This is a genomic window from Rathayibacter sp. Leaf296 (genome assembly GCF_001423045.1).
In the GTDB taxonomy this organism is placed as follows: domain Bacteria; phylum Actinomycetota; class Actinomycetes; order Actinomycetales; family Microbacteriaceae; genus Rathayibacter; species Rathayibacter caricis.
This window is the reverse complement of record NZ_LMNR01000001.1, coordinates 143,015-168,255: the sequence shown is the minus strand read 5'-3', so window position 1 is coordinate 168,255 and position 25,241 is coordinate 143,015. Positions and strand designations below refer to the sequence as shown.

Below are 25,241 nucleotides of genomic sequence, written 5' to 3'. Positions count from 1 at the left end.
TCCTGCTGCTCCCCGGCCGGGTCTCGGGCCGTCGCGTCCAGTCCACCTCACGCGTCCAGCTGCGGGAGGGGGCTGTCCCGCATCCGGAGCCGCTGGTAGGAGGACGGCGGGCGGAGGCGGTCAGCGGCGCTGGATCGTGGAGCCGCGGATCACGAGACGGGTGGGCAGGTACTCCGTGCCGGCGGCCGGCGATCCGCCGATCGCCTCGAAGACGCGGTGGGCGGCGGCGCGGCCCAGCTCCTGGAGGTCGGCGTCGATGCTCGTGAGCTGAGGGCGGGCGTTGGTGGCGAGGACCAGCCAGTTGTCGAAGCCGACGACGGCGACGTCCTCGGGCACCTTCCGGCCGAGGTCGCGGGCGCTGTCGAGGGCGCCGCGGGCGATCTGGTCGGAGCCGCAGACGATGCCGTCGAGGTCGGCGTGGCGCTCGAGCAGCACGGCGGTGCCGTCGCGGCCCCACGACTCGGACCACTCCGAGAACATGACGTCGCTCACCAGCTCGAGATCGGCGTCGCGCATCGCATCGCGGACGCCCCGCGCGCGGTCCTGGGCGGCCTGGTAGCTCGGATCGCCGGTCAGGTGCGCGATCCGCCGACGGCCCAGCCCCAGGAGGTGCTCGGTCGCGAGCCGACCGCCCTGGTAGTTGTCGGCGGCGAGGGAGACGTCGGTCGGGTCCTCGGACGGCGCGTAGACGTAGACCACCGGCACCGGCAGGTCGTGCCCGAGCGACGGTCGGGGGTTCGTGCTGCTGCCGACGACGAGGATCCCGTCGACGCGGCGGTTGAGCAGCGCCGCGAGGTGGTGCTGCTCGCGGATCGCGTCGCCCCGGGCGTCGCAGAGGAAGACGTTGACGGCGCCGGCGCCGAACGCGTCCTCGGCGCCCATCAGGATCGGGATGACGAAGCGGCCCTCGAGGTCGTTCGTCAGGATGCCGACGGTGCCGGTGCGGCCCTCGACGAGGCTCCGGGCGAGGGCGTTCGGCGTGAACGAGAGCTCGCGCGCGGCCTCCATGACCTTCACCCGGGTGGCCGGGGCCACGCTCCGGCCGTTGATCGCCTTCGACGCGGTCGCCATCGAGACTCCCGCGAGCTTCGCGACGTCGCTCAGTGTCGAGGTCCTGGACCCTGAGGATCGTGATTGCGCCATTTTTCGCCTCCGTTACGCAAAGGTAACAGTCGGCTCTCTTGACGGTGGTGCAGCACGTCGTCTTTACTGAGCGAAACGCATTTCGGTGTTTTCGCTAGACCTGGCGCCATCCCCCACCAGGTCAGCTCAAAGAAGAGCAATGAGGAGAAAGATGAACGTCACTCATCGTCGGTTCGGCCGCCTGGCCGCCGCAGCACTCGCCGGAGCGATGGCCCTGTCGCTGGCCGCCTGCTCGGCCTCGTCCGGAGGCGGCGACGCCGACCCGGCCGCCGGCGGCACCGAGGGGACGGACGACGGCACCACCCTCACCCTGTGGACCCGCGCCCCCCTCGAGAAGCAGGCCAAGGCTCTCGTCGAGGCGTACAACGCCAGCCACGAGAACCAGGTCGACCTGACCGTCGTCCCCAACGACGACTACGTCGCGAAGGTCGGAGCCGCCGCCGGCTCCGACGGACTCCCCGACCTGTTCGCGGCCGACATCGTCTACATGCCCAACTGGACCGAGCAGGGCCTGTTCCAGGACCTCACCTCGAGCATCGACGGCCTCGACTTCAAGGACTCCATCAACGAGGGACACCTCGCCGCCGGCACGTACGACGACAAGGAGTACGCGCTCCCCTTCGTCCTGGACCTCTCGATGCTGTTCTGGAACAAGGAGCTCTACAAGGAGGCGGGACTGGATCCCGAGCAGGGCCCGACCACGCTGGCCGAGTTCGCCGAGGACGCGAAGGCGATCCAGGCACTGAACAAGCCCGACACCTACGGCACCGCCACCGGCCTCAACTGCGGCGGCTGCCTGGTCTTCACCTGGTTCCCGACCATCTGGGCCGGCGGCGACGAGGTCATGAACGAGGACGGCACCGAGTCGCTCCTCGCCAGCGACACCGCCAAGGAGGTCTACTCCACCTGGAAGGACCTCTGGGACTCCGGAGCGGTGCTGCCCTCCTCGCAGGACGAGGCGGGCCCGACCTGGACCGCCGGCTTCACCGAGGGCAAGGTCGGACTGCAGTTCTACCCGGCCACGCTGCTCTCCTCCACCCCGTTCGAGGCGGGCGTCTCGGGCATCCCGGGCCCCGACGGCGGCAGCTCCACGTTCGTGGGCGGCGACGGCATCGGCATCTCGAAGGACTCCGAGAAGTCGCCCCAGGCGTGGAACTTCCTCAACTGGATGATGTCGGAGGACGCCCAGGTCGGCGTCCTCGCCAAGAACAACGACGTCGTCTCGCGCTCGGACCTCGCCAGCAACCAGTACTCGGAGCTCGACCCGCGCCTGGTCACGATCAACGAGGTCGCGTCCGAGGGCGACACCCCGTTCTCGACCAGCTTCCAGCAGGCCTTCAACGCACCGAGCAGCCCCTGGCTGACCCTCGTGCGCGACGCGGTCCTCGGTGACGGCGAATCCGTCGACGCCGACAACGACGCGATCACGTCGATCCTCGGCCAGTAGGCCGCTCCACCCACCCGCTCGGGCCGGACGCCGTCCACGGCTCCGGCCCGAGCGCCCCACAGAAAGCGTCAGCACACGATGACAGCCACCGCCAGCGACGTCGGCCGCACCCGGGTCCGCCGCCGCGCCCCCGGACTCCTCGGCTGGGCGTACGCCGCCCCGACAGCGCTGTTCGTCGCGCTGCTCTTCCTCGTCCCGCTCGGGCTCGTGCTGCAGATGTCGGTCTCGGACTGGCCCCTGCTCGCGGGCAACCGGGGCGTCAACTTCCCCACCAACTTCGGCGACGCCGTGACGGACCGCTTCTTCTGGGCGTCCATCCGGTTCACGCTGCTCTACACGGTCCTGACGACCGTGATCCTGCTGGCCCTGAGCCTCGCCCTCGCGCTGATCGTGCAGGAGTCGACCCGGTGGAAGACCTTCCTCCGCACGGCGTTCCTCATCCCGACCGCCCTCGGCCTCGCCTCGGCCTCGCTCCTCTTCTACGTCCTCTACTCCCCGCTCGCCGGGCCGTTCGCGGGGCTGATGGAGAGCTGGGGCATCACGTTCCTCGGCACCCCGACCGGCGCGCTCTGGTCGACGATCTTCCTCATCGTCTGGCGCTTCGCGGGCTTCTACATGCTGCTGATGATGGTCGGCCTCCAGGGGATCCCGGAGGAGGTCTACGAGGCCGCGCGCATCGACGGCGCCTCGCGCCTGCAGACGTTCACCGGAGTGACGCTGCCGCTGCTCAAGCCCACCCTCGCCCTGACCACGGTGCTCTGCGTCACGGGGTCGCTGCTCGCGTTCGAGCAGTTCTACATCCTCACCAAGGGCGGGCCGGACAACTCCACCATCACGGTCGTGCAGCTCATCTACAGCATCGCCTTCCAGGGCCAGAACGATCTGGGCGTCGCCGGAGCCCTCTCGGTGATCGTGCTCCTGGCGCTCGTCGTGCTGAACATCGCGCAGATCCGCTCCTTCGGAAAGAAAGACGACTGATGACCCTCTCCACCGACCTCGAGCGCTTCGCTGCGGCCGAACCGGCCCCGGAGCCGTCGCCCTCGCACTCCGCCCGCCGACCGCGCGGCTCCCGCCTCGCCGGCATCGCGGTGCAGACCCCCTTCTGGGTCCTCACGGGCGGTCTCGCCGTGATCTTCCTCTACCCGCTGATCTGGACCGCGATCTCCTCCGTCGCCCCGCGCGCCGGCACGGGTCAGACCGAGGGCTGGGGCCTGGGCAACTACGCCACCCTGGTCGACTACCAGGCCGGCATCTGGGTCTACCTCGGAAACTCGCTGCTCGTCTCGGGGCTCACCGTCGTGCTGACGCTGGGAACCTCGCTGCTGGGCGGCTACGCGTTCTCGCGCTTCGAGTTCCCGGGCAAGAACCTGCTGTTCCTCTCGACCCTCGCGATCCTGATGGTGCCGTACGCGACGCTCCTGATCCCGCTCTACGTGCTGCTGAACATCGTCGGCCTCTCGAACTCGCTCGTCGGAGTCGCCCTGGTCCTGACGATGTTCCAGCTGCCGCTGTCGACGTTCCTCATGCGGATCGGCTTCGACGCCGTGCCGCGCGAGCTCGACGAGGCCGCGAAGATGGACGGCTGCACGACCTGGTCGGTGCTCTGGAAGGTGCTGCTGCCCGCCGTGAAGCCGGGACTGATCACCGTCGGACTCTTCGCGTTCCTCGCCGCCTGGAACGACTTCATGGCGCCGCTGATCCTCATCACCGACTCCGACCGCATGACCATGCCGCTCGCGATCTCGAACCTCCGCGGCCAGGTGCAGGGAGTCGTCGACTACGGCGCGACCGAGGCCGGCGTGGTCGTCCTCGCGCTGCCGTGCATCCTCCTGTTCCTGCTCCTGCAACGCCACTACGTCCGCGGCTTCATGTCCGGCGCCTTCAAGGGATGACCATGACCATCGACACGCACCCCCGCACCCCTACGTCCCGCGACCGCGACGCCCTCGCCCGGACCGTCGCCCCGGCCGTCCCCGCCGCCGGCGCCCTCACTCCGCTGGGCCTGGACGAGGTCGTGCTGACCTCGGGCTTCTGGGCCGACCGCCAGCGGGTCAACGGCTCCGCCACCCTCGACCACATCGAGTACTGGCTCGAGCGCGAGGGCTGGCTGCCCAACTTCGACCTCGCCGCCGCCGGCACCCTCGCCGGCCGCCGGAAGGGCCGCGAGTTCGCGGACTCGGAGGTCTACAAGTACCTCGAGGCGCTCGCCTGGGAGATCGGCCGCACGGACTCCGACGCCCTGGACGCCCGCTTCCGCGCGCTCGTCGCCCGGATCGGCGCGGCGCAGGAGCGCGACGGCTACCTCAACACCCGCTTCGGCCGCGAGGGACAGCAGCCTCGCTGGTCGGACCTGGAGTGGGGCCACGAGCTCTACTGCCTGGGCCACCTCTTCCAGGCGGCGGTGGCGCGCGAGCGCACCCGTCCGGGCGCCGACGACGGACTTCTGGCGATCGCCCGTCGGGCCGCCGATCTGATCTGCCTCGTCTTCGGCGAGGGAGGCATCGAGTCGGTCTGCGGCCACGCCGAGGTCGAGACCGGTCTCGTCGAGCTCTCCCGCGTGACCGACGACGACCGCTACCTCGAGCTGGCGCGCCTGTTCGTCGAGCGTCGCGGCCACGGCGTCCTCGCCGACATCGAGTGGGGCCGCTCGTACTACCAGGACGACGAGCCGATCCGCTCCTCGACCGTCATGCGCGGCCACGCGGTGCGGGCCAACTACCTCGCCTCGGGCGCGGTCGACCTCGCCGTCGAGACCGGCGACGAGGAGCTGCTGGACGCTCTGGACCGCCAGTGGCACGCCACCGCCTCCCGCCGCACCTACATCACCGGCGGGCAGGGCTCGCACCACCAGGACGAGGCCTTCGGCGACGACCACGAGCTGCCGCCGGACCGCGCCTACTCCGAGACCTGCGCCGGCATCGCGTCGGTGCAGTTCAGCTGGCGCCTGCTGCTGGCCCGCGGCAGCGCCGAGTACGCCGACCTGATCGAGCGGACGCTGTTCAACGTGGTCGCGACCTCGCCGTCGCGCGACGGCCGGGCGTTCTACTACGCGAACACCCTGCACCAGCGCCGCCCCGGTGCCCCGGCCGACCCCTACGAGGCGTCCGTGCGCGCCTCCTCGTCGCTGCGCGCCCCGTGGTTCGAGGTGTCGTGCTGCCCGACCAACGTCGCGCGCACCTTCGCGAGCCTCGCCGCCTACCTGGCGACGAAGGACGCGCACGGGATCCAGCTGCACCAGTTCGCGTCGTCGCGGATCACCACGACGCTCGCGAGCGGCCAGGCGATCGACCTCTCCGTCGAGACCGCCTACCCGGACACCGGCCGGATCGCGGTGCGCGTGCTCGAGAGCGGACCCGCGCCGTGGACGCTGAGCCTGCGCGTGCCCGGCTGGGCCGCCGAGCCCCCGGTGACCCTCCGCCGCGCCGACGGCTCGGTCAAGACCTTCGAGAAGCGGCTCCGCGATGGCTACCTCGAGCTCGGCGCGACCTTCGCACGCGGCGACGAGATCGTCGTCGAGTTGGCCCTGCCCGCGCGCTTCGTCCGGGCCGACCCGCGGGTCGACGCCGTGCGCGGCTGCGTCGCGGTCGAGCGGGGCCCCCTGGTCTACGCGCTGGAGTCGACCGACGTGCCCGAGCAGCTGCACGCCGCCGACGTCTCGACGCTGCGCTTGGACACGGGCGTCGAGCCGCGCACCGTCGGCAGCGACGTGCAGGTGCGGCTGATCTCGATCGCGCCGGTGGAGGGCACGTGGCCCTACTCCTCCTCGCCCTCGGCGAGCAGCCGGGTGGAGGGGCACTGGCCCGTCTCGCTGACTCCGTACTACGACTGGGCCGAGCGGGGTCCCTCGACGATGCGGGTGTGGATCCCGGTCGCCGACTGAGGTCGAGGGGCGGTCGCCGACCGCTCGGACGAGGGCCGTCGTGGAGCAGTGCTCCGCGGCGGCCCTCCGTCGTTCGCAGGATCGTTCAGGTCGGCTGTTTTCGAAGTTTTCGTCCGGGTGCCAGCCCGCATGTCTTTAACGGCGCCGTTTCCTCTTGTCGTGAGGCGCGCCGGGCGAAACTCTTAAAAAGGCTTTCGTTCTCCTGAGGAAATTGTTACCGTGCTCGTGGCCCCTCCTGCCCACCGGCTCGAGCGACCCGTCCCTTCCTCACTGCCGAACAGAACGGGAGCGTCCGCGACGATGCGAACACCCAGAAGAACCCGAGCGGTCACGACCGCACTCGCCACCGCCCTCACGGCGGTCCTCGCCGGTTCGGTCCTCGTCGCGGCTCCCGCCTCGGCGGCCACCGCCTGGGACCCTTACGACGAGGGCCTGCAGAACAGCAACGAGAGCCTCGGCTACCCCACCTTCACCAACGGCGCCACGGCGATCCCGTCCACGACGGCGACCTACGACCCCACCGTCTCCCACCTCGGGAAGATCTACGCCGCCGACCTGGCCGCCGGCGCCGGCTCCGCCCCCGGCAAGGACTTCTGGCTCGACCGGATGCTCTCCCGCGACGGCGTGCAGCCCGACGAGGCGGGCGGTCTCGACTTCGTCTCGGACCAGCCCGCGAACATCGACTACGACAACAACGGCGTCTTCTTCTCGCGCGGCCGTGCGGTCTACATGCAGAACTCCGACGCGGGCCTCGGCTTCCGCGGCCGCATCGCCTACATCGAGGACCTCGGGCAGAGCGGATCGACGCTGACCGCGAGCGTGAACGGCGCCGCCGTCTCCCTTCAGGAGAACCAGGCGAAGCGCCACAACACCCCCAGCTACTGGTACTCCGAGTACACCGGCGGCGGGCTGCTGGTGAAGCAGACCAAGTTCATCTCGCGGCAGAACGTCGCGGTCGAGCGGCTGCAGATCAGCACCACCGACGGATCCACGAAGACGGTCGCCCTGCGCGCCGAGTCGGGCCTGGCCCGCACCGCGGCCGGCAGCGAGCTGACCGGCTCCGTCACGACCGCCCACAACGTCACCCAGGTGGCGACCCGCTTCTCGGGCGACGGCTTCGGCGTCGACGGCACCGCGCTCACCCGCACCGTCTCGGCCTCGGCCACCCCGGCCGACGTGAAGCTGCAGCTCGGCTTCACCACCACCGAGATCCCGGAGAGCACCACCGAGTTCCAGTCCATCGCCGCGGCGACTCCGGCGTCCGCGTTCACGACGCAGACCACGAGCTACAACACGTGGTGGGTCGAGAACATCCCCTACCTCGAGACCCCCTCGGGCGAGATCGACAAGACGCTCTTCTACCGCTGGTGGCTGCTGCGCACGAACTTCCTCGACGCGCAGGTCCCGGGCAACGACTACCAGTTCCCCACCTCGATGGAGGGGGTCTTCGGTCAGGCGTACAACAACGCGATCGTCCTCACCGCGGGCATGTTCATCGAGGACATGAAGTACTTCCGCGACCCCTCCAGCGCCTACGGCACCTGGCTGTCGGCCGGTGAGACGGCCCGCGAGAGCCGCTACATCGACAACCCCGGCAACCCGGTCAACTGGAACAGCAGCTACACCAACTACATCTCCGAGGCCGCGTGGAACTCCTACGCGCTGCACGGCGGTGACGCCGCGATCGCCGACAAGCTCGCGACGTACGCCGAGGACGACATCGCCGGTCAGCTGGCGGAGTTCGACAAGAACAAGAACAACCTCCTCGAGTACGCCAACCCGGCCCTCACCGGCAACGACGTCGACGCCGTGTCGTTCTCGTGGCGCAACACCGAGGCGTGGAACTCGTACCCGATGGACCGCCCCGAGAGCGCGTACCTCTACTCCGGTGCCGTGGCCGCCGCCGAGGCGTACCGCCTCGCCGGGGACACCGCCGGAGCCGACCGCATGACGGCCAAGGCCGAGGCGATCAAGAAGTCGGTCCTCGACGTCCTCTGGGAGGACAAGCGCAGCACCGCCGACGAGGCGGGCTTCTTCGGCAACATGATCAAGGCCTCCTACTCGGACGGCTCCTCGGGCCTCCCCGCCGGATCGAAGATCCCGTGGAAGGAGGTCAACATGTACTACCCGTACACCGTCGGCCTCATGCCCAAGCCCGGCGACGCCGACTTCGACCAGAAGTACCTCGACGCCTTCCGCCTCTTCGTCGACAGCGAGCAGTACGCCCCGTTCCCCTTCTACACCGCCAACCAGAAGGACGCGAAGGCCCGTGCTCTGCGCGACGCCGGATCGGGCAAGCACTACTCGAACAACTTCTCGACCATCAACTCGACGGTCATGTTCCGCCTGCTGTCCTCGACGCTGCGCGACTACCCGAACTCGTACCTGACCAGCGACTACTACAAGAAGATGCTCTACTGGAACGCCTGGGCCAGCTACGAGAAGGGCGATGTCACCCGCCAGAACGAGAACGAGTTCTGGTCGCACGGCTCGGCCGCCGACGGCGGTTCGATCAAGTACCGCTCGTGGATCCACCAGACGCAGCTCGGCACGACGAACTTCACCGTCGTCGAGGACGCGATGGGCCTGCAGGCCCGCACCGACTCGGTCCTCGAGCTCTCGCCCATCGACATCGACTGGGACCACTTCACGGCGAACAACCTGAAGTACCACGACAAGGACCTCACGATCGTGTGGGACGAGCCCGGCGGGACCCGCCACTACGGCGACACCCCCGAGGGCTACTCCGTCTACCTCGACGGCGAGCGCGCCTTCACGATCGACAGCCTCGTGCCGGTCGAGTTCGACACCGTGACCGGTGAGGTCACGACCGACGCGACCGTGCTCTTCTCGGCCGCGAACGCCGTGAAGCCCGCGCAGGACGTGCGCTTCGCCTCGACCGATCGGGTCGTCGACCTGCTCGGCAAGGCCGGCGTCGACATCGACCCGACGACCAGTGCGGCTCCCGACCTCGCCCAGGGCAGGACCGCTACGGCCTCCTACTCGGCGAGCGGCAGCACCCCCTCCGGCAAGAGCCTCGTGCCGGCGAACGCGGTGGACGGCTCCACCGTCAACGAGCCCTTCTGGGGCACCGCCGGATCGCCGAACGCCAGTGACTGGCTCGAGATCGACCTCGGCAGCGCGCAGAAGGTGAACCAGGCCGGGATCTACTTCTACCGCACCTCCTCGGGCACGACCATGCAGGGCTACTCCGCCCCGAAGTCGTACTCGGTGCAGTACTGGGACGGCACGGCCTGGAAGTCGGTGACGGCCCAGGCCCGCACGCCGAAGGTCCCGACCGGCAACGAGAACACCGTCCGGTTCGCCGACGTGACGACCCAGAAGATCCGGGTCCTCGTCTCGCACCAGCAGGGTCAGAAGACCGGCATCAAGGAGGTGCAGCTGAAGAACGTGGCCGCGGCCTACACGCCGGCCGAGAACGCGGCTCCCGTCGTGTCGATCCAGCGCCTCGCCGTCGCCGACCCGAGCATCGCCCGGTTCGTCGGCACCGCGTCCGACGACGGGCTGCCGATCGGCGAGCTCACCCAGGCCTGGACCGTGGTCGCGAAGCCCGCGGACTCGACGGCGACCTTCACCGACGCGGCCTCCGCGGCGACGACGGTCCGCTTCTCGAAGCCCGGCTCGTACACGCTCCGCTTCACCGCCTCGGACACCGTGAAGCAGACCACCTTCGAGCAGGTCGTCGAGGTCTCGGACGTCCGCCCGCTGGGCCCCGAGGTCGGGTCGTACGCGACTCCGTCCGCCTCTTACGTCGCCCCATGGAACCGCCTCGCCTCGATCAACGACGGCGAGACCGTGCCGGGCGTGCAGACCGAGCAGACCAAGCTCTGGGGGACGTACGCCGACGGCGCCCGTCCGGCGAGCCAGACGCTGACCTATACGTGGTCGACGCCGACGCGCCTGGCCGGAGCGGGAGCCTCGTTCTGGAACGACGCCGCCCAGGGCAGCGGGGGCGGCGTCGCCCTCCCCGCCTCCTGGTCGCTCGAGTACCTCGACGGCACCACCTGGAAGCCGGTCGCCCTGCGCCCCGGCACTCAGTACCCGGTGAACGCGATGGGCACTCCCAGCGAGGTGGCCTTCACCCCGGTGACGACCACGCAGCTGCGCGCGACCTTCCAGGCCAGCCGCTCGACCAGCGGCGCCCACTCGGCGATCGGCGCCTCCGAGTTCGACGTGTACGCCGACTACCCGGGCTCCTTCGAGGCCGTGGCCAAGCGCACCACCGTCAACACCCCGGTGACGCTGCCCGCGACCGTCGTCGGCGTCTACTCCGACGGATCGCGCGGCGAGCTGCGCGCGACCTGGGACGCGATCCCCGCCTCCCGCTTCGCCACTCCCGGCACGATCACCGCGACCGGTGTGCTGACGGGCTCGACGCAGGCGGTCACCGCGACCATCAGCGTCGGCGACAGCGGCAGCGAGATCGCCTCGATCGAGCAGCAGACCGCCACCACCGCCCTCGGCAAGGCACCCGTCCTCCCGCGCACTGCGGTCGCCGTCTTCAGCGGCGGCACCGGGGCGAAGGAGTCGCGCGCCGTCACGTGGGACGCGGTCGCTCCGGCCTCGTACGCCACCGCCGGGACCTTCACGGTGCTCGGCGCGATGGCGGGGACCACGGTCCGGCCCAGCGTGACCGTCACGGTCGAGCCGGGCGCCGCCACCGCTCCGAAGGCACCGGCGGCACCCGCCGTCGCCGTCGCCGGCGACGCGGCCACCGTGTCGTGGACGGCTCCGGCCGACGGAGGAGCGGCGATCACGGGCTACACCGCGACCGTTACTCCGACCGCAGGCGCGGCGATCACGCGGACCGGCACGACCACGAGCGCGGTGTTCGCCGCCCTGCCCGCAGGGACGTACACGGCGAGCGTCGTCGCGACCAACCCGGTCGGCACCTCCGCCGCGTCGCCCACCGCGACCTTCACCATCGCCGCGGCCCCCGCGCTGAAGGTGACGGCGTCGACGAGCTCGCGCTGCATCAACGGCAAGGTCGTGCTCACGGTGACGGCGAAGAACGAGGAGTCGACTCCGATGGGCATCACGCTGCGCACCGCCTACGGCACCAAGGTGTTCACCGGAGTGAAGCCCGGCTCCTCGGCCACGCAGGCGTTCACGACCCGTCTCGGCTCGATCCCGGCGGGCACCGCCACGGTCGACGCCACGGCCACCGTGAACGGCAAGGCGCTGAGCCGCACCGTCGAAGCGCCCTACACCGCTCGCACCTGCTGAGCGCCGGAGGGGTGGGAGCGTCGATCCGCTCCCGCCCCTCCTCCACCCCGCGACACCCTCCCGCGCTCGCCCCGGCGAGTCCGACCCGAAAGAAGACGCGATGACGCCTCGAACCCTCTGGACCCGAACCGCGGCCGCGGCCGCCGGGTGCCTGCTCCTCACCGCCGTCGCCGGCCAGGCGGTCGCCGCCGAACTCGACGACGACTCCGTCTCGGTCGACGTGACGATCACCCCGCTCACCGGTCCCGGTGCGCTGTCGATGACCGTCGACGGAACCTCCACCGCCCTGACCGAGACCGGATCGACTCCCGAGCTCCGCCGCTTCACCGGCTCCCTCCCCACCGTGACGGTCACCGACACCCGCGCGGCCGACGAGATCCCCGACGAGGCGGGCTGGTACGTCATGGGCTCCGCCTCCGAGTTCATCGGCGGGGCGGGCCAGGAGGCGATCCCGGCGACGCAGCTCGGCTGGTCCCCCCGGCTGATCGACGGCGGCGAGAGCGGAGTGGTCTCGGCCGGCTCCGACGTCGGCACCGTCTTCGACGAGGCCCCCGGCAACGTCGGCCTCATCGACCAGGAGTTCCTCGCGCTGACCGACGACTCGGCCGGCGTCTCGGCCGAGGGCAGCTGGACGTCGACCGCCGAGCTCGTCCTCGAGACCCTGCCCACGACCGAGGCGGGCGACTACAGCTCGACCCTGACGCTCACGCTGATGGAGTAGCGGGCGCCCGTCCCGTTCCACCCCTGCGGCCCGCGCGAACGTCTCGCGCGGGCCGTCCGCACACCACCCGCTCGATGAGGAGCCACCCGTGACCGATCCGCACCCCCTCCCCCACGCCTCCCGGCGCGCACTGCTCGGCGGCGCGCTCGCCGGCGGAGCGGTCCTGCTCGCCGCGCAGCCGGCACAGGCCGCACCCCTCGCCGCCGCCGGCCTCGCAGCAGCACCCGCACAGGTGCTCCTGCGCGACGCGTTCCAGCCCGTCCCCGGCTGGGAGCGGCGCGGCGTGATCCTGCAGAGGGACCTCCCGTGGGAGACGGACATCCTGCAGGACCCGAGCTGCGTCTACGCCTCCGGCTCGGGACCGCTCTTCAAGGTCTGGTACGGCTCGCTGCACGGCATCGGGTACGCGACCAGCGAGGACGGCCTCACCTGGACGAAGCGCCCCGAGGCGCTCCTGCTCCCGACGCTCGAGACCGAGCGCGGCTACCTCAACCAGCCCAGCGTCGTGCTGAAGGACGGCCTGTGGCACATGACCTACTTCGGCATGGACACTGCGGGCATCGGCCGGATCCACTACGCGGTGGCGACGCAGCCGGACGGCCCGTTCCAGAGGAAGGGCGTGGTGCTCGCGCCCACCGCGGCGTGGGAGGACGGCTTCCTCTACAACTCGTCGCTCCTGTACGACGCCACGGCCGGCCTGTGGAAGATGTGGTACACCGCGGGCAAGATCGCGTCGGCCGGCGGCGAGCCGGAGTTCATCTGCTACGCCACCGCCACCCGCCCCGAGGGGCCGTGGACGAAGCACCCCGCCAACCCCCTCGTGCGGCCGATGGAGGACGGCGGCTGGGCGTCGCTCGGAGTCGGCGGTCCGAACGTGAGGAAGCTCGCCGACGGCACCTACGAGAGCCGCGTCATCGGCTGGCAGGCCGACCACCCGTCGCGCGGGGGCCGCATGACCTCTCCCGACGGCCTCGCCTGGACGCTCGACCGCTCGCGCCTCGACCTCGATCTCGGCGTCGTCGGCGGGCCCGAGGACTCGATGATCTACCGCTCCTACGCCGTGGAGCACCAGGGTCGCACCCACCTGCTCTACAACGTCAAGAACAACCGGCCCGGGTGGAACGAGACGATCCAGCTCGCCGTGTGGAGCGACTCCGTCGCGATCATCGACCCCGCCAAGTGGGCGATGACGCACGCGGCCGTCGTGCCCACCGGGGCCTCGTTCGAGGTCCGGGACGGAGCGGCCCGCAGCCTCGGCAACGCGCCGCGGACCTCGCCGCAGGCCCTTCAGGGCAACACCCTGCTGCCGGCGCCGGACTACGCGGTGTCGGTCGCCGTCACGCCCACCGCATCGACGCCGGAGGGTCGCGACACGGTCGTGATCGCGCGCAGCACGACCCGGGGCGACCACTACTACGCGGGGATCTCGGCATGGGGGAACCGCTACGCCATCGGCCGCTTCGCGAACGGGCAGAACACGAAGCTCGCCGGAGTCGGCTCGGCGAGCGAGATCATCGCCGGGGTGCAGCACCGCCTGCGTTTCGAGCTCGAGGGCGCCGAGCTGCGGCTCTTCGACGACAGCATGCTCGTGCTGTCGACGACCGACACCACGCACCGCCCCGAGGCGAGCTACGTGGGCCTGCAGAGCAGCTACGGCTTCGGCACGGCGGAGTTCCGGGACCTCTCGGTCACGCGACTGGGCGCCGCGCCGGTGCAGTACGCCGCGACCGCCACCGTCAGCACGCGGTGCCTGCGCGGCAGCGCGTACGTCACGGTGACGTGCAGGAACCAGGAGTCCGTGCCGCTGCGCGTCGTGTTCGACACGGCCTTCGGCGCGCGCACCTTCGCGAGCGTCGCTCCGGGGTCGAGCGCGACGCACGCGTTCACGACGCGGACGACGTCGCTCGCCGCCGGATCGGTGACCGTCTTGCTCGGCGAGGCGGACGCGGTCGAGCAGCGGGTGCTCGGGTACGCGCCGAGGGCCTGCTGACGGGAGTAGGCGCAGGGCCGCGCGCGTCCGCGGGTCCAGGCGGTCCTGCGGATCGCTCCCGACGTCACCCTGACGAGTGACACCATGGGAGGACCGACCCGGCAGGAGACGCCATGACCCGCCGCACCCCGAGCTCCCTCGGCCTGACCGTCGCCGTCGCCGTGCTCCTCAGCGGCTGCACCGCCTCGGACACCCCGAGCGCCACGACCACTCCAGCCACCGCGACGGCGGCTCCCGCGCCGACCGAGATCGCGACCGGCCTCACCACCCCCTGGTCGATCGTCTTCGCCGGCACGACGCCGCTCGTCAGCGAGCGCGACACCGGCCGGATCCTCGAGCTCGACGACAGCGGCGATGCCCGCGAAGTCGCCGAGCTCGACGACGTCGTGCACCAGGGCGAGGGCGGGCTGCTGGGTCTCGCGGTCGATGAGCAGAGCCGCCTCTACGCCTACTCGACCGGCCCCGACGGCAACCGCATCCAGCGCTTCGACCTCGCCGGCTCTCCCGGGTCCCTCCGGCTCGACAACGAGCGCACGATCCTCGACGGCCTCCCGTCGGCGACGTTCCACAACGGCGGGCGGATCGCCTTCGGCCCCGACGGACTGCTCTACGCGGGAGTCGGCGACGCGGGCGACCGTGCGAGCGCGCAGGACATCGGCGCACTCTCGGGCAAGATCCTCCGGATGACCGCCGACGGAGGCGTCCCCGACGACAACCCGTACCCCGCCTCCCTTGTCTACAGCTCCGGCCATCGCAACGTGCAGGGACTGGGCTGGGCCGAGGACGGCACGATGTTCGCCAGCGAGTTCGGGCAGGACACCTGGGACGAGCTGAACATCATCACCGCCGGCGCGGACTACGGCTGGCCGGCGGTCGAGGGAGTCGCGGGCGACGACGACTTCGTCGACCCGGTGCAGCAGTGGGCGCCCGCCGACGCCAGCCCGAGCGGAGTCGCGGTGCTGGACGGCACCGTCTACCTCGCCAACCTGCGCGGCGAGCGCCTGCGCACCGTGCCGGTCGACGATCCCTCCTCCGCGACCGACCTCTACACCGGCGAGTACGGGCGGATCCGCGCCGTCACTCCGGCCCCGGACGGCTCGCTCTGGTTCGTCACCGGCAACACGAACAGCCGACTGGAGCCGCGCGAGGGCGACGACCGCATCCTGCGCATCGACCCGCTCTGACCCGGGCGGCCGCGCAGAACCCCAGCTGAGAGGGGGGCCTCTCGGCTGTCAGCCGCGATCCCCCAGCCTCGGCCGATGTTGCGCACACGACCCCGCCTCTCGTCGTCGGGCCGCGCCCTCGGGACGGGCGGAGGGGGCGCCGACCGCGGTCGACGCCCCCTCCGCTCCCATCCTGCGACGACTACATCCCGTCGGCGATCATCGCCTCGGTGACCTCCACGTGGCGCTCGAAGGCGAGCTCGCTGAATTCGTTGTCGAAGTTCAGCCCGTAGGGGTAGATGTGGATGCCGGCGCAGCGGAGCTCGGCCTCGGGGCCGTCCCACGACTTCACGAGTGCCGTGGCCTGCGGGCCGGACCAGACACCGGTGGAGCACTTGTCGTAGAACGCGCCCGTCACTCCGACTCCCACCGAGTGGGAGATCTCGTGGAGGGCGGTGCCCTCCACCTGGTACCGGCGGTCGGCGCCGAAACGGATGGTGCCGTTGCCGTTCCCGTCCGCGTCGGCGGTCGGGACGGACGGCTCGTAGTAGACGTTCAGCACCTTCGTGATGTCGGTCTGCGCGTTGAAGCGCGCGACGGCGGCGTCCATCGCGGCCGTGATCCGGGCGTACGCGTCCGCCTGGTCCGGCGTCGGGTTCGCCTCCTGATAGAGCGTGTAGGTCATCTCGCCTTCGGCGGCGACGGCCGGCGCGGCAGTCGTGCCGACGGCGGTGAGGGCGAGGCCCGCGGTCGCGGCGGCTGCGAACAGGGTGCGGAGGGAGTGGCGGGTGCGGCTCTGCATGGTCGTCTCCTTCGATGTGTTGACGTGGACATCACGTCGATGAGTTCCACGCTAGGGCGCTGCGCCTCCCAGGAACGGGACTGTGAGGGAAAACTCAGAAAGGCCTTTCTTGCCACTACAACCGCGTTCAGCCTCTTCAGAGAAACAAAATTTCGGACATTTCGCCGGCTATTCGAACCTGAGGAGCCGGGATGGCCGCATCTGGTCACTGCTGCGGCAGGAGCGACGTCACGACCGCGCCGACTCGGCCGTTCCGTGCTCGTGCTCGGCCAGGCGCTCCCCCCGGGTCTTCGTGCTCAGGATCTGCGCGGGCAGCAGTGCGATCGCGACGATCGTGACGACCCCGAGCGGGGCCGAGAAGAGGAACGCCTCGGCTACCCCTCGCGCGTACGCCTCCTGCACGACCGTACGGAGGGGCTCCGCCAGCGCGGCGACGTCGCCGATGCGCGTCAGGTCGACGGAGTCCACCTCGAGACCGGCCGCCTCGAGCTCGTCGCCTCGCGCTTCGACGCCGGCCTGTGCGCGCCAGGAGAGGACCGCGCCGAGCAGGGTCACGCCCATCGTGCCGCCGAGACTCCGGAAAAATGCGACTCCGGCGCTGGCCACGCCGACATCGCGGGGGTGCACCGAGATCTCGGCCATGAGGACGAGGTTCTGCATGACGCAGCCGATGCCGATGCCGATCAGTGCCAGGAAGGCCCAGAGCAGCGGGAGCGGCGTGGAGGCCGTCAGCGTGCCGAGCAGGAGGACGCCGAGCGTGAGCGACGAGGCACCCAGGACCATCCAGACCTTCCAGCGTCCGGTCCGGCTGATCAGGGCGCCGACGACGGTGGAAGCGATCGTGACCGCGATCACCTGCGGCAGCACGCTTAGGCCGGACTCCGTCGGGCCGGCACCTCGGGCGAGCTGCAGGTACTGGCTGAGGAATACCGCCGTTCCGTAGGTGGCGACTCCGACCGAGAGGCTCGCGAGGACGGTGAGGACGAACCCCCGCTGCCGGAAGAGCCCGAGGGGGATGATCGGTTCGCGTACGCGTGACTCCACGAGCACCGCGATGGCGAGGATCAGCAGGGATCCGCCGAGGAGGCACCAGGAGATCCATGAGTCCCAGGCGAAGGAAGCGCCGCCCAGGGAACCCCAGACGAGCAGCCCGGAGACGCCGGCCGTGATCAGCAGCGCTCCTGCGTAGTCGATGATCACGGGTCCGCGGCGCACGGGCAGCCGGAGCGTCACGACGACCACGATCAGGGAGGCGACGGCGATCGGGATCGCCGCGTAGAAGTTCCACCGCCATCCGACCGCGTCGGTGACGACACCGCCCAGGAGAGGTCCGCCGATCGTGCCGAGCGCCATGACGGCGCCGAACAGACCCATGTACTTGCCGCGCTCGCGGGGACTGATGATGTCGGCGAGCACGATCTGGACGAGGGTGAGGAGGCCTCCCGCGCCGACCCCCTGCACCACGCGCCCCGCGATCAGGATCGCGGAGTCGGGTGCGAGGCCGGAGATCGTCGAGCCGAGGATGAACAGGACCAGCGCGGCCGCCACGAGGCCGCGCCTGCCGAGCACGTCCGCGAGCTTGCCCCAGACAGGAGTGCTGACCGTGGTGGCGAGGAGCGCGGAGGTGACGATCCAGGTCAGGGTCGCCTGGCTTCCGCCGAGGTCGGCGACGACTCGGGGCAGCGAGGTCGAGATGATCGAGCTCGAGAGCATCGCGACGAGGAGGCCCAGGAGCAGACCGGTCAGGACCGGACCGACGCGCGCCGGAGCAGGGGCCGGGGATGCCGTGACCGTCCTGGTCGGCGCGTCCTCGGCCGTCATCGGGAGGGGCCCTCCGCCGCAGCGGCGTCGAGATCGTCGAGGAGGTGCTGCACGCGCCGACGCGCCCGATCGAGGACACCGGCTCCGGGGGCCACGTGGACCCGTCCCGCCTCCACGGCGTCGAGTGCCGCGACCGCCACCTCGCGCGGCGACAGCGCGTCGCCGACGGAGCGGATCGATCGCACCGGTCCGTCGTTCGGAGGCAGCACGCCGAGTGCGGCGGAGTTCTGCCCGAGCGGCGTGTCGACCAGACCCGGGCACAGGACGGTCGCTCCGAACTCCTCTCCGTGCTCCCGCAGCTCGAGATCGAGCGTCTCGGTCAGCCCGACCACGGCGTGCATCGTCGTGGTCTACGGCGTCCTCGTCGGCAGAGGGGCGAGCCCGCCGGAGGAGGCCGTGATCAGGAAGCGACCGCGGCCCTGCTCGAGGAACAGCGGAGCGAAGGCGGTGACGCCGTGGACGACCCCGAGGATCTTCACGTCGATCATCCGCCGCCACGTCTCCTCGGTCTGCTCCCACAGCGGCGCGGCCGGCGGGACGACACCCGCAGTGGCGCACAGAAGATCGACCGAGCCGAACTCGGCGACCGCTCGAGCGGCGAGCCGTTCGACGTCCGCGCGATCGGCGACGTCGACCCGCACTCCGACGGCCTCGACGCCCGCCGCGCGCAGTCCCGCGACGGCGGGTTCGAGGGAGTCCTCACGGATGTCGGCGATCACGACTCGCGCGCCGCGGGCGCCCAGCTCCTCGGCGAGCCCGAGCCCGATCCCGCTGGACCCGCCCGTGACGACGGCGACGGTGGAGGAGTCGACCCGCATCACCGCTGCTCCGCCTTCTGCGCGCGAGCCGCGTTCACTCGCGCCAGGAGCGCCGTCAACTCGGGCCTCGGCAGGTGCTGCCCGGCGCTGAGCGAGCGGATGCGACCGAGGGGGATGCGCATGCCGCTCGCGTTCGCGTCGATGCCCAGCGCGTCGGAGGCGTCGCCGGCCCGCTCGGCCTGCACCTGCTGGAACAGCGAGCCCAGCTGCTGCGCCCCCTCGGGGGTCTGCAGGAGCTCCCCGAGGGTGGAGTCCTCGGTCAAGGGCGCGACGATCTCGTCGCCCCGGATCTCGACGATCGAGGTGAGCCGCACGTCCCGGCTCGAGGCCGCCGCGTGCACGGACCACTCGCCGCCCTCGACGATCCAGCCCTCGTGCCCCAGGTCCCAGTGGACGAGCTCGCTGCGCGGCACGTCGATGCGGACGGTGGCGGAATCGCGCACGCGAACGCTCACGGAGGAGAAGCCGCGGAGCTCGCGGGGCGCGCGCTGCACCCCTCCGCTCTTCGAGACGTAGATCTGCACGACCTCGCGGCCGTCGCGGCGGCCGGTGTTGGTGAGGACGACCTCCACCTCGAGGCCGTCGCCGGTCGCGACGACCTGCAGCGAGTCGTAGCGGAAGGAGGTGTAGGACAGGCCGAAGCCGAAGGGGAAGGCGACGTCCTGCCCGAGACGGTCGTGGCCGCGGTATCCGACGAAGAGGCCCTCTCCGTAGCGCACGTGGAGCTGGTCACCGGGATAGGTGAGGAAGGACGGGGAATCCTCGAGCCGCAACGGCACGGTCTCGGCGAGACGCCCGGACGGCTCGGCAGCCCCGACCAGCACGTCCGCGACCGCTCCGCCTCCGGCTTGCCCGAGGATCGTGGCGTCGAGGACGGCCGGCACGAGCGCCGCCACCTCGTGCAGCCGGACGACGCCGCCGTGGACGACGACGGCGACCGTGCGCGGCTGGGCGGCGGCGACGGCGCGCAGCAGCTCGACCTGCTCCGCCGGGAGGTCGATGTGCAGCCGGTCGGTGCCCTCGGCCTCGTCCTCCGCCGTGAGGCCGATGAAGACGACAGCGGCATCCGACTCCGCAGCCGCTCGCGCCGCCTCGGCGCGCAGCCGCTCACCGTCGCGACCGTCGTGCCGGTAGCCCTGGGCGGTCTCGGTCAGCGCCTCGGGGGCGAGGGCGCGGAGCTCCTCGACGGGCACGTCGACCCGGGTGGGCACCACGCGGGAGCTCCCGCCCCCCTGGAGCCGCGGCTCGGTCGCGAAGGGACCGACGACCGCGAGCCGTCCCGACCGCTCGAGGGGCAGCGTCCCGCTGTCGTTCTTCAGGAGCACGATCGCGCGCGCGGCGACCTCGCGGGCGAGGGCGTGGTGCGCATCGACATCGAGTCGCGCGTCCGGGAACTCCCGCCGCGCCCGCTCGGCGCGGGCGGCCAGAGCGATCATCCGACGGCTGCCGGCCGTGACCACCTCCTCGTCGAGAGCGCCGGAGCGGACGGCTGCGACGATCTCCTCATCGGCAGCGGAGTGCCCCGTCGCCGCGTCGCTCGAGGAACGACTCAGAGCGCGCGCATCCGGACCGCGAGGGACGGCCGGCCCGGCAGAGGGACCGTGACCGTGCCCTCGTGGATGCCGGGGAGAGGCTCGACCGTCATCGCCCAGGTGTCGAGGACGTCGATCGCAGCCCGGCGCCCCTCCGGCACGACGAGGGTGAGCGAGCGCGGCTGGGAGAGACCGAGGTACTGGACCTCGTACTGCTCAGCGACACCGCCCACGTGGCCCTGGAGCCCGCTGCGGATCGGATCGAGGCGACCGGAGGGCGAGGCGGCCACGACCTCGGAGAGGAAGGCGATCCTCGCCGGCGCCTCGCCGACCAGCTCGCCGCCCTTCGACCAGAAGAGCTCCTCCCGCTCGTTCCGGTAGACCTCGCCGTGCGTCACGTACGTCCCGCCGGTCATCGCCTCCCAGAACTGCCGCACGACCTCGGTCGCGGTGACGTTTCCCCACTCCCACTCGATGTCGCCCTCGTAGCCCGGCTCGTCGAAGACGACGGGCCTCCCCCAGCGCCGGCGCACCTCCACCGCCACGTCCGTCGAGCGGATGCTGTCGCACCGCTGGAGGCTCGCATGCGTGGTCCACGGCGAATCGGGATCGAACGGGTGGACGCCGTTGTGGATCGAGAGGAGGTGGGCCGCCGGGTCCTCCTCCTGGACGACCTCCGCGAGCCGGTTCCAGTCGTCGACGTCCTTGGACGGGAGGAAGTCGTACTCGTTGGCGAGCGACCACCAGACGTTCGGCTGAGCCGCCAGTCGGCGGACGACGTAGCGGAGGTAGCGCTCGTCGACCGCCGGCCCGAGGTCGGAGAACCCCCACTTGTCGTAGGGGTGGAAGAGGATGAGATCGGCCTGGATCCCGAGCTCGTCGAGGTCGCGGATTCGCCGCTCGAGAGCCCGGAAGAAGGCCGGATCGAAGCGGGTCGTGTCGTATCCGTCGCCGTCCCGAGCGAAGGGCAGCAGCTCCGGCTCCACGTGGGTGAAGTCGTACCACTTCGGGAACAGGCACATCCGCACCTTGGTGAACGGCGCGGCCTCGAGCGTGGCGAGCGTGCGGCGCTGGAGGTCCTCGGACTGGTGCGTCCAGGCGTACAGGGTGGTGCCGACCGGAACGAACACGGTCCCGTCCGCGTGCGCGAAGCCGAACCGGTCGGCGACGCGGACCACGCCGTGAGCGGTGCCCTCCGCCACGCGGACCGCACCGCGGATGCCCGCGAGCGAGCGGGCGTTCGACTCGGTGACGAAGGTCCACTCGCCCGGGGTCTCGGGCAGGAACCGGAGCAGATGGGCGCCGTTCCCGTCGTAGAAGCCGCCGACCCGACGGACGGACCCCTGCGGGTCGACGATGTCCGCCGAGAACTCCACGTCGACGAACGGGTTGCCCACCGAGTGGCCCTCGAACCGGATCTCGACCGGTCGGTGGACGGAGGCGGTGTCCGGGAGGCGCACGACGGCGGAGGCCGGCGCGCCCGGATCGGCGTAGTCGGCGTCGACGGCGAGCGCCGGGCCGTGGTCCCCGGAGGCGCGGGGAACAGTACCGAGGTCCGCCTCGATCCGAGCGGCGCGGGCTCGGGGCACGTCGCCGAGCAGCAGCGCGATGGAGATCGGCTGCACGCGCCTGCCCGGAGGCAGATCGCCGAGGGCGTCGCCGAGGGCGTCGCCGAGCAGTTCGCGTGCCCGGGGGTCCGCGAGGACCTCCTCGAGCGTCGAGTGCGGACCCATCATCGTCATCATCGGACTCCTCTGCTCGTCACCGTCGCGCTGTCCAGCGCTGTCCATACATCTCGGCGCACCGTTCCGGCTGGGGCTTCTCCGCACGAGCGAGCCGGCCGCTCGGCCACGTCAGTCCCGACGGTGCGGAGGCGCCGTCGTCGCGCGGACGACGAGATCCGAGCCCACGACGTGCCGCTCGGCCGCGATCCGGCCGCCGATGCGCTCGAGCAGCAGGCGGCCGGCCGCGAGGCCGGTCGACCGACCCGACTGATCGACGGTCGTGAGCGCGACCCGGCCCGTTCCGGAGAGGAAGATGTTGTCGTACCCGGCGACCGAGAGATCCTCGGGCACGCGCAGGCCGCGCTCCTCCGCCGCCCGGAGCACTCCCAGCGCCGCGATGTCGGCACCCGCGAAGACGGCGGTCGGACGATCGGGCCTGTCGAGGGCCTGCAGAGCCGCCCGATGGCCACCCTCCTCCGAGTACTCGGTCACGATCACCTCGGGCTGCAGACCGTGCTTGCGCATCGCGGCCTCGTACCCGGCCGCTCGGGCGGTGTGCGAGAGCACGTGCGGGAACTCGAGGCCGCCGGCGCTCTGACCGGTGTGCAGGATCCGCCGGTGCCCGAGCCCGACCAGATGGTCGACCACGAGCTCCGCACCGCGCGCGTCGTCGTCCACGATGGTGTCGAAGTGGGCGGCACCTCCGTGCCGCGCGACCGCGACCAGGGGGATCCGCTCCGCGATCTGCTCGAGCCGCGCGTGCTCGATCCAGGGGGCGATCAGCACGAGGCCGTCGACCTGCCGGTCGAGGAGCGCCTGGATGCGGGCGATCTGGCGGCGGGGCTCGATACCCGCGGCGATCACGACCTCCTGGAACCCGGTGCCCTCCAGCCCGGCGCCGAGACCGTCCACGATCTCGACCTGGAACGGCGAGGACATCTCGGTGAGCACGACTCCGACAGTGAAGGACCTGCCGCGCATGGCGCGGGCGCCCGCGTGCGGGCGGTAGCCGAGGCGGTCGATGACCGCGGTCACCGTGCTGCGCATCTGCGGACTGACACCGGGGGCGTCCCTGACGACCTTCGACACCGCCGAGACCGATACTCCGGCGTCGCGCGCGACGTCGCGGATGGTGACCCGCCGGAAGTCGCTCGGGCCCGGATCCGCCGTCGTGCGCCTGATCTCAGTCATGATCCCCGAACCGTCATGGGAGGTTCCCGTACAACGTTCTACACGGCGCAGAGCCGGGGCTCAAGATGACGGAGGGCCTTTTGCGCAAACGCTTTGACGACCTGCGAGGCCGTCCTTACTCTCGCCGTAGAACGTTATCCGCGGCGCTCTCGGCACACTGTGCGCCGGCTCCCCCTCCGCCGCGATGGAGACGTTCCCCCTCAACAAAGGAGTTGTCATGAGAAGCATGCGGCGACGCATCCTCGTCACGCTGGCCATCCCCGCCGTCGCCTCACTCGCGCTCGTGGGATGCTCCCCGAGCTCGGGCGGCGGCACCGCCGGCGGCGGAGAGAACGATCACGCCAAGCTGGTCCTGGGCATGACCCAGGACATCCAGGGCTGGGACCCGACGGCGCAGCCGTCCTACCAGGGCTGGGGCGCGGACGCCGTCTACGACTCCCTCGTCGCCTGCGACGAGAACGGCGAACCCCTGCCCGACGTCGCCGAGTCGTGGGAGCTCAGCGAAGACCGGACCTCGGTCACCGCGACCATCCGCAGCGGCATGACCTTCTCGGACGGGTCGCCGGTCGATTCCGCGGCGGTCAAGGCATCGTTCGAGTACGCCTCCGAGAACGGTGGATCGGCCACGCGCTTCGCCGGCATCACCATCGACACGCCGGACGAGTCGACCGTCACCATCGCCTGGCCCACTCCGCAGCCGCTGATCGTCCTGCGGCTGTGCGAGGCGCGCATCGCGAGCCCGGACTACCTCGCCTCCGGCGACACTCAGGTCGCTCCGGTCGGCAGCGGACCCTACACGCTGGACGCCGCCGCCACCACCGGCGGCTCGGTCTACTCGTTCGTGAAGAACGACGACTACTGGGACGCGGACGCTTACCCCTACAAGACCCTCGAGCTGCGCGTCCTCGAGAGCGAGACCGCGTCGCTGAACGCTCTGACCACAGGCCAGATCCAGGGCACCCTGCTCTCCGCGACGACGGCAGAGCAGGCCGAGGCGGCCAAGATGAACCTGCAGACCCTCCGCGGCAACACGACGCGGCTCCTCATCACCGACCACCTCGGCGAGAAGATCCCCGCCCTCGGCAGCGTGGACGTGCGCCGCGCGATGAACATGGTCTTCGACAAGGACGCCATGACCTCTCAGCTCTACCGCGGCCAGGGCGACCCGGCCTACCAGATCTTCCGACCCGGGACGACGGCGTACATCGAGGATCTCGAGGACCCGTACCCGTTCGACCTCGAGGGCGCCAAGGCCCTGATGGAGAAGGCCGGCTACGCCGACGGCTTCACCCTGCCGATGCCGTTCCTCGAGGGCCAGAACCTCGACATCCTGCTGCCGTACATCACCTCGCAGCTCGCCGAGATCAACATCACCGTCGAGCAGCAGACCCTCTCGGGCCCGACGGCGATCACCTCCCTGCTCAGCGGCGACTACCCGGTGCCGCTCTGGCAGCTGGGCAACTACGGCGAGTCCCTGCAGGACATCTCGGACTACGTCCTCACCGACGGCAACTGGAACGTCTCCCACCAGCCGGACGCCACGATCGACGGGCTCTGGAACACCGTCCTCACGGGAACCCCGGAGGAGGCGGCGCAGGCGCAGCAGGACATCAACCGCTACATCACCGAGCAGGCGTGGTTCGTGCCCATGGTGTACCCGGACGGCTTCTACGCCACGAGCCCGGACATCGAGGTCGCCCAGTCGACCGACTACGGATCGCTGCACCCGCTGCTGCGCGACTTCAAGTAGACCGAACCGCGA

At 70.9% G+C, this 25,241-nt stretch carries 17 protein-coding genes; 9 read left to right on the top strand and 8 right to left on the bottom strand.

Annotation, left to right across the window (positions count from 1 at the left end; genetic code table 11):
* Positions 1 to 120: 120 nt before the first annotated feature.
* Positions 121 to 1,143, bottom strand: coding sequence for a LacI family DNA-binding transcriptional regulator (locus tag ASF46_RS00740; RefSeq protein ID WP_056866011.1), 1,023 nt, complete (start codon positions 1,141 to 1,143; stop codon positions 121 to 123).
* Positions 1,144 to 1,294: 151 nt separating this feature from the next.
* Between ASF46_RS00740 and ASF46_RS00735 the strand changes: the two genes are divergently transcribed.
* The 8 genes from ASF46_RS00735 (at position 1,295) to ASF46_RS00700 (ending at position 15,612) form a co-directional block, all read left to right on the top strand.
* Entirely contained in the window at positions 1,295 to 2,590 is a 1,296-nt protein-coding gene (locus tag ASF46_RS00735; protein WP_056866010.1) for an ABC transporter substrate-binding protein, read from the top strand.
* 78 nt (positions 2,591 to 2,668) lie between these two features.
* Positions 2,669 to 3,568: a carbohydrate ABC transporter permease gene (locus ASF46_RS00730; protein WP_056866009.1), complete on the top strand. Its 900-nt coding sequence runs from the start codon at positions 2,669 to 2,671 to the stop codon at positions 3,566 to 3,568.
* Positions 3,568 to 4,482 (top strand): carbohydrate ABC transporter permease, encoded by a 915-nt coding sequence (locus tag ASF46_RS00725; protein WP_082485094.1) that lies wholly within the window; start codon positions 3,568 to 3,570, stop codon positions 4,480 to 4,482. The genes ASF46_RS00730 and ASF46_RS00725 overlap by 1 nt, the downstream gene beginning before the upstream one ends.
* A gap of 2 nt (positions 4,483 to 4,484) precedes the next feature.
* Positions 4,485 to 6,470 (top strand): glycoside hydrolase family 127 protein, encoded by a 1,986-nt coding sequence (locus tag ASF46_RS00720; protein ID WP_056866008.1) that lies wholly within the window; start codon positions 4,485 to 4,487, stop codon positions 6,468 to 6,470.
* A 300-nt stretch (positions 6,471 to 6,770) separates the two neighbouring features.
* Entirely contained in the window at positions 6,771 to 11,717 is a 4,947-nt protein-coding gene (locus ASF46_RS00715) for an Ig-like domain-containing protein (protein ID WP_056866007.1), read from the top strand.
* Between the two features lie 100 nt (positions 11,718 to 11,817).
* Positions 11,818 to 12,438, top strand: a complete 621-nt coding sequence (locus ASF46_RS00710) for a hypothetical protein (RefSeq protein ID WP_056866006.1) — start codon at positions 11,818 to 11,820, stop codon at positions 12,436 to 12,438.
* Between the two features lie 88 nt (positions 12,439 to 12,526).
* Positions 12,527 to 14,428, top strand: a complete 1,902-nt coding sequence (locus tag ASF46_RS00705) for a hypothetical protein (protein WP_056866005.1) — start codon at positions 12,527 to 12,529, stop codon at positions 14,426 to 14,428.
* Between the two features lie 113 nt (positions 14,429 to 14,541).
* Complete coding sequence (locus ASF46_RS00700) at positions 14,542 to 15,612, top strand: PQQ-dependent sugar dehydrogenase (protein WP_056866004.1); 1,071 nt, start codon at positions 14,542 to 14,544, stop codon at positions 15,610 to 15,612.
* A gap of 181 nt (positions 15,613 to 15,793) precedes the next feature.
* On the opposite strand, the gene ASF46_RS00695 is transcribed toward ASF46_RS00700, so the two are convergent.
* The 7 genes from ASF46_RS00695 to ASF46_RS00670 form a co-directional block, all read right to left on the bottom strand.
* Positions 15,794 to 16,393, bottom strand: coding sequence for a hypothetical protein (locus ASF46_RS00695; RefSeq protein WP_056866003.1), 600 nt, complete (start codon positions 16,391 to 16,393; stop codon positions 15,794 to 15,796).
* A gap of 228 nt (positions 16,394 to 16,621) precedes the next feature.
* On the bottom strand, positions 16,622 to 18,214 hold the full coding sequence (locus ASF46_RS00690) for an MFS transporter (protein ID WP_056866002.1): 1,593 nt from the start codon (positions 18,212 to 18,214) through the stop codon (positions 16,622 to 16,624).
* Positions 18,211 to 18,555: a hypothetical protein gene (locus ASF46_RS19515; protein WP_200919643.1), complete on the bottom strand. Its 345-nt coding sequence runs from the start codon at positions 18,553 to 18,555 to the stop codon at positions 18,211 to 18,213. Before ASF46_RS19515 ends, ASF46_RS00690 begins: the two co-directional genes overlap by 4 nt.
* 9 nt (positions 18,556 to 18,564) lie before the next feature.
* Positions 18,565 to 19,032 carry an SDR family NAD(P)-dependent oxidoreductase gene (locus ASF46_RS19510; RefSeq protein WP_200919642.1) on the bottom strand — a complete coding sequence of 156 codons (468 nt, stop codon included), beginning with the start codon at positions 19,030 to 19,032 and terminating at the stop codon, positions 18,565 to 18,567.
* On the bottom strand, positions 19,032 to 20,468 hold the full coding sequence (locus ASF46_RS00680; RefSeq protein WP_056866001.1) for a glycoside hydrolase family 3 C-terminal domain-containing protein: 1,437 nt from the start codon (positions 20,466 to 20,468) through the stop codon (positions 19,032 to 19,034). The genes ASF46_RS19510 and ASF46_RS00680 overlap by 1 nt, the downstream gene beginning before the upstream one ends.
* 113 nt (positions 20,469 to 20,581) lie before the next feature.
* A complete protein-coding gene (locus tag ASF46_RS00675) occupies positions 20,582 to 22,309 on the bottom strand; it encodes a DUF5605 domain-containing protein (protein WP_235576815.1) in 1,728 nt (575 codons plus the stop codon).
* Between the two features lie 108 nt (positions 22,310 to 22,417).
* Entirely contained in the window at positions 22,418 to 23,479 is a 1,062-nt protein-coding gene (locus ASF46_RS00670) for a LacI family DNA-binding transcriptional regulator (protein WP_056866000.1), read from the bottom strand.
* Positions 23,480 to 23,696: 217 nt separating this feature from the next.
* Here ASF46_RS00670 and ASF46_RS00665 point away from each other — a divergent pair, with 217 nt between their 5' ends.
* Positions 23,697 to 25,229, top strand: coding sequence for an ABC transporter substrate-binding protein (locus ASF46_RS00665; RefSeq protein WP_200919641.1), 1,533 nt, complete (start codon positions 23,697 to 23,699; stop codon positions 25,227 to 25,229).
* Positions 25,230 to 25,241 lie beyond the last annotated feature (12 nt).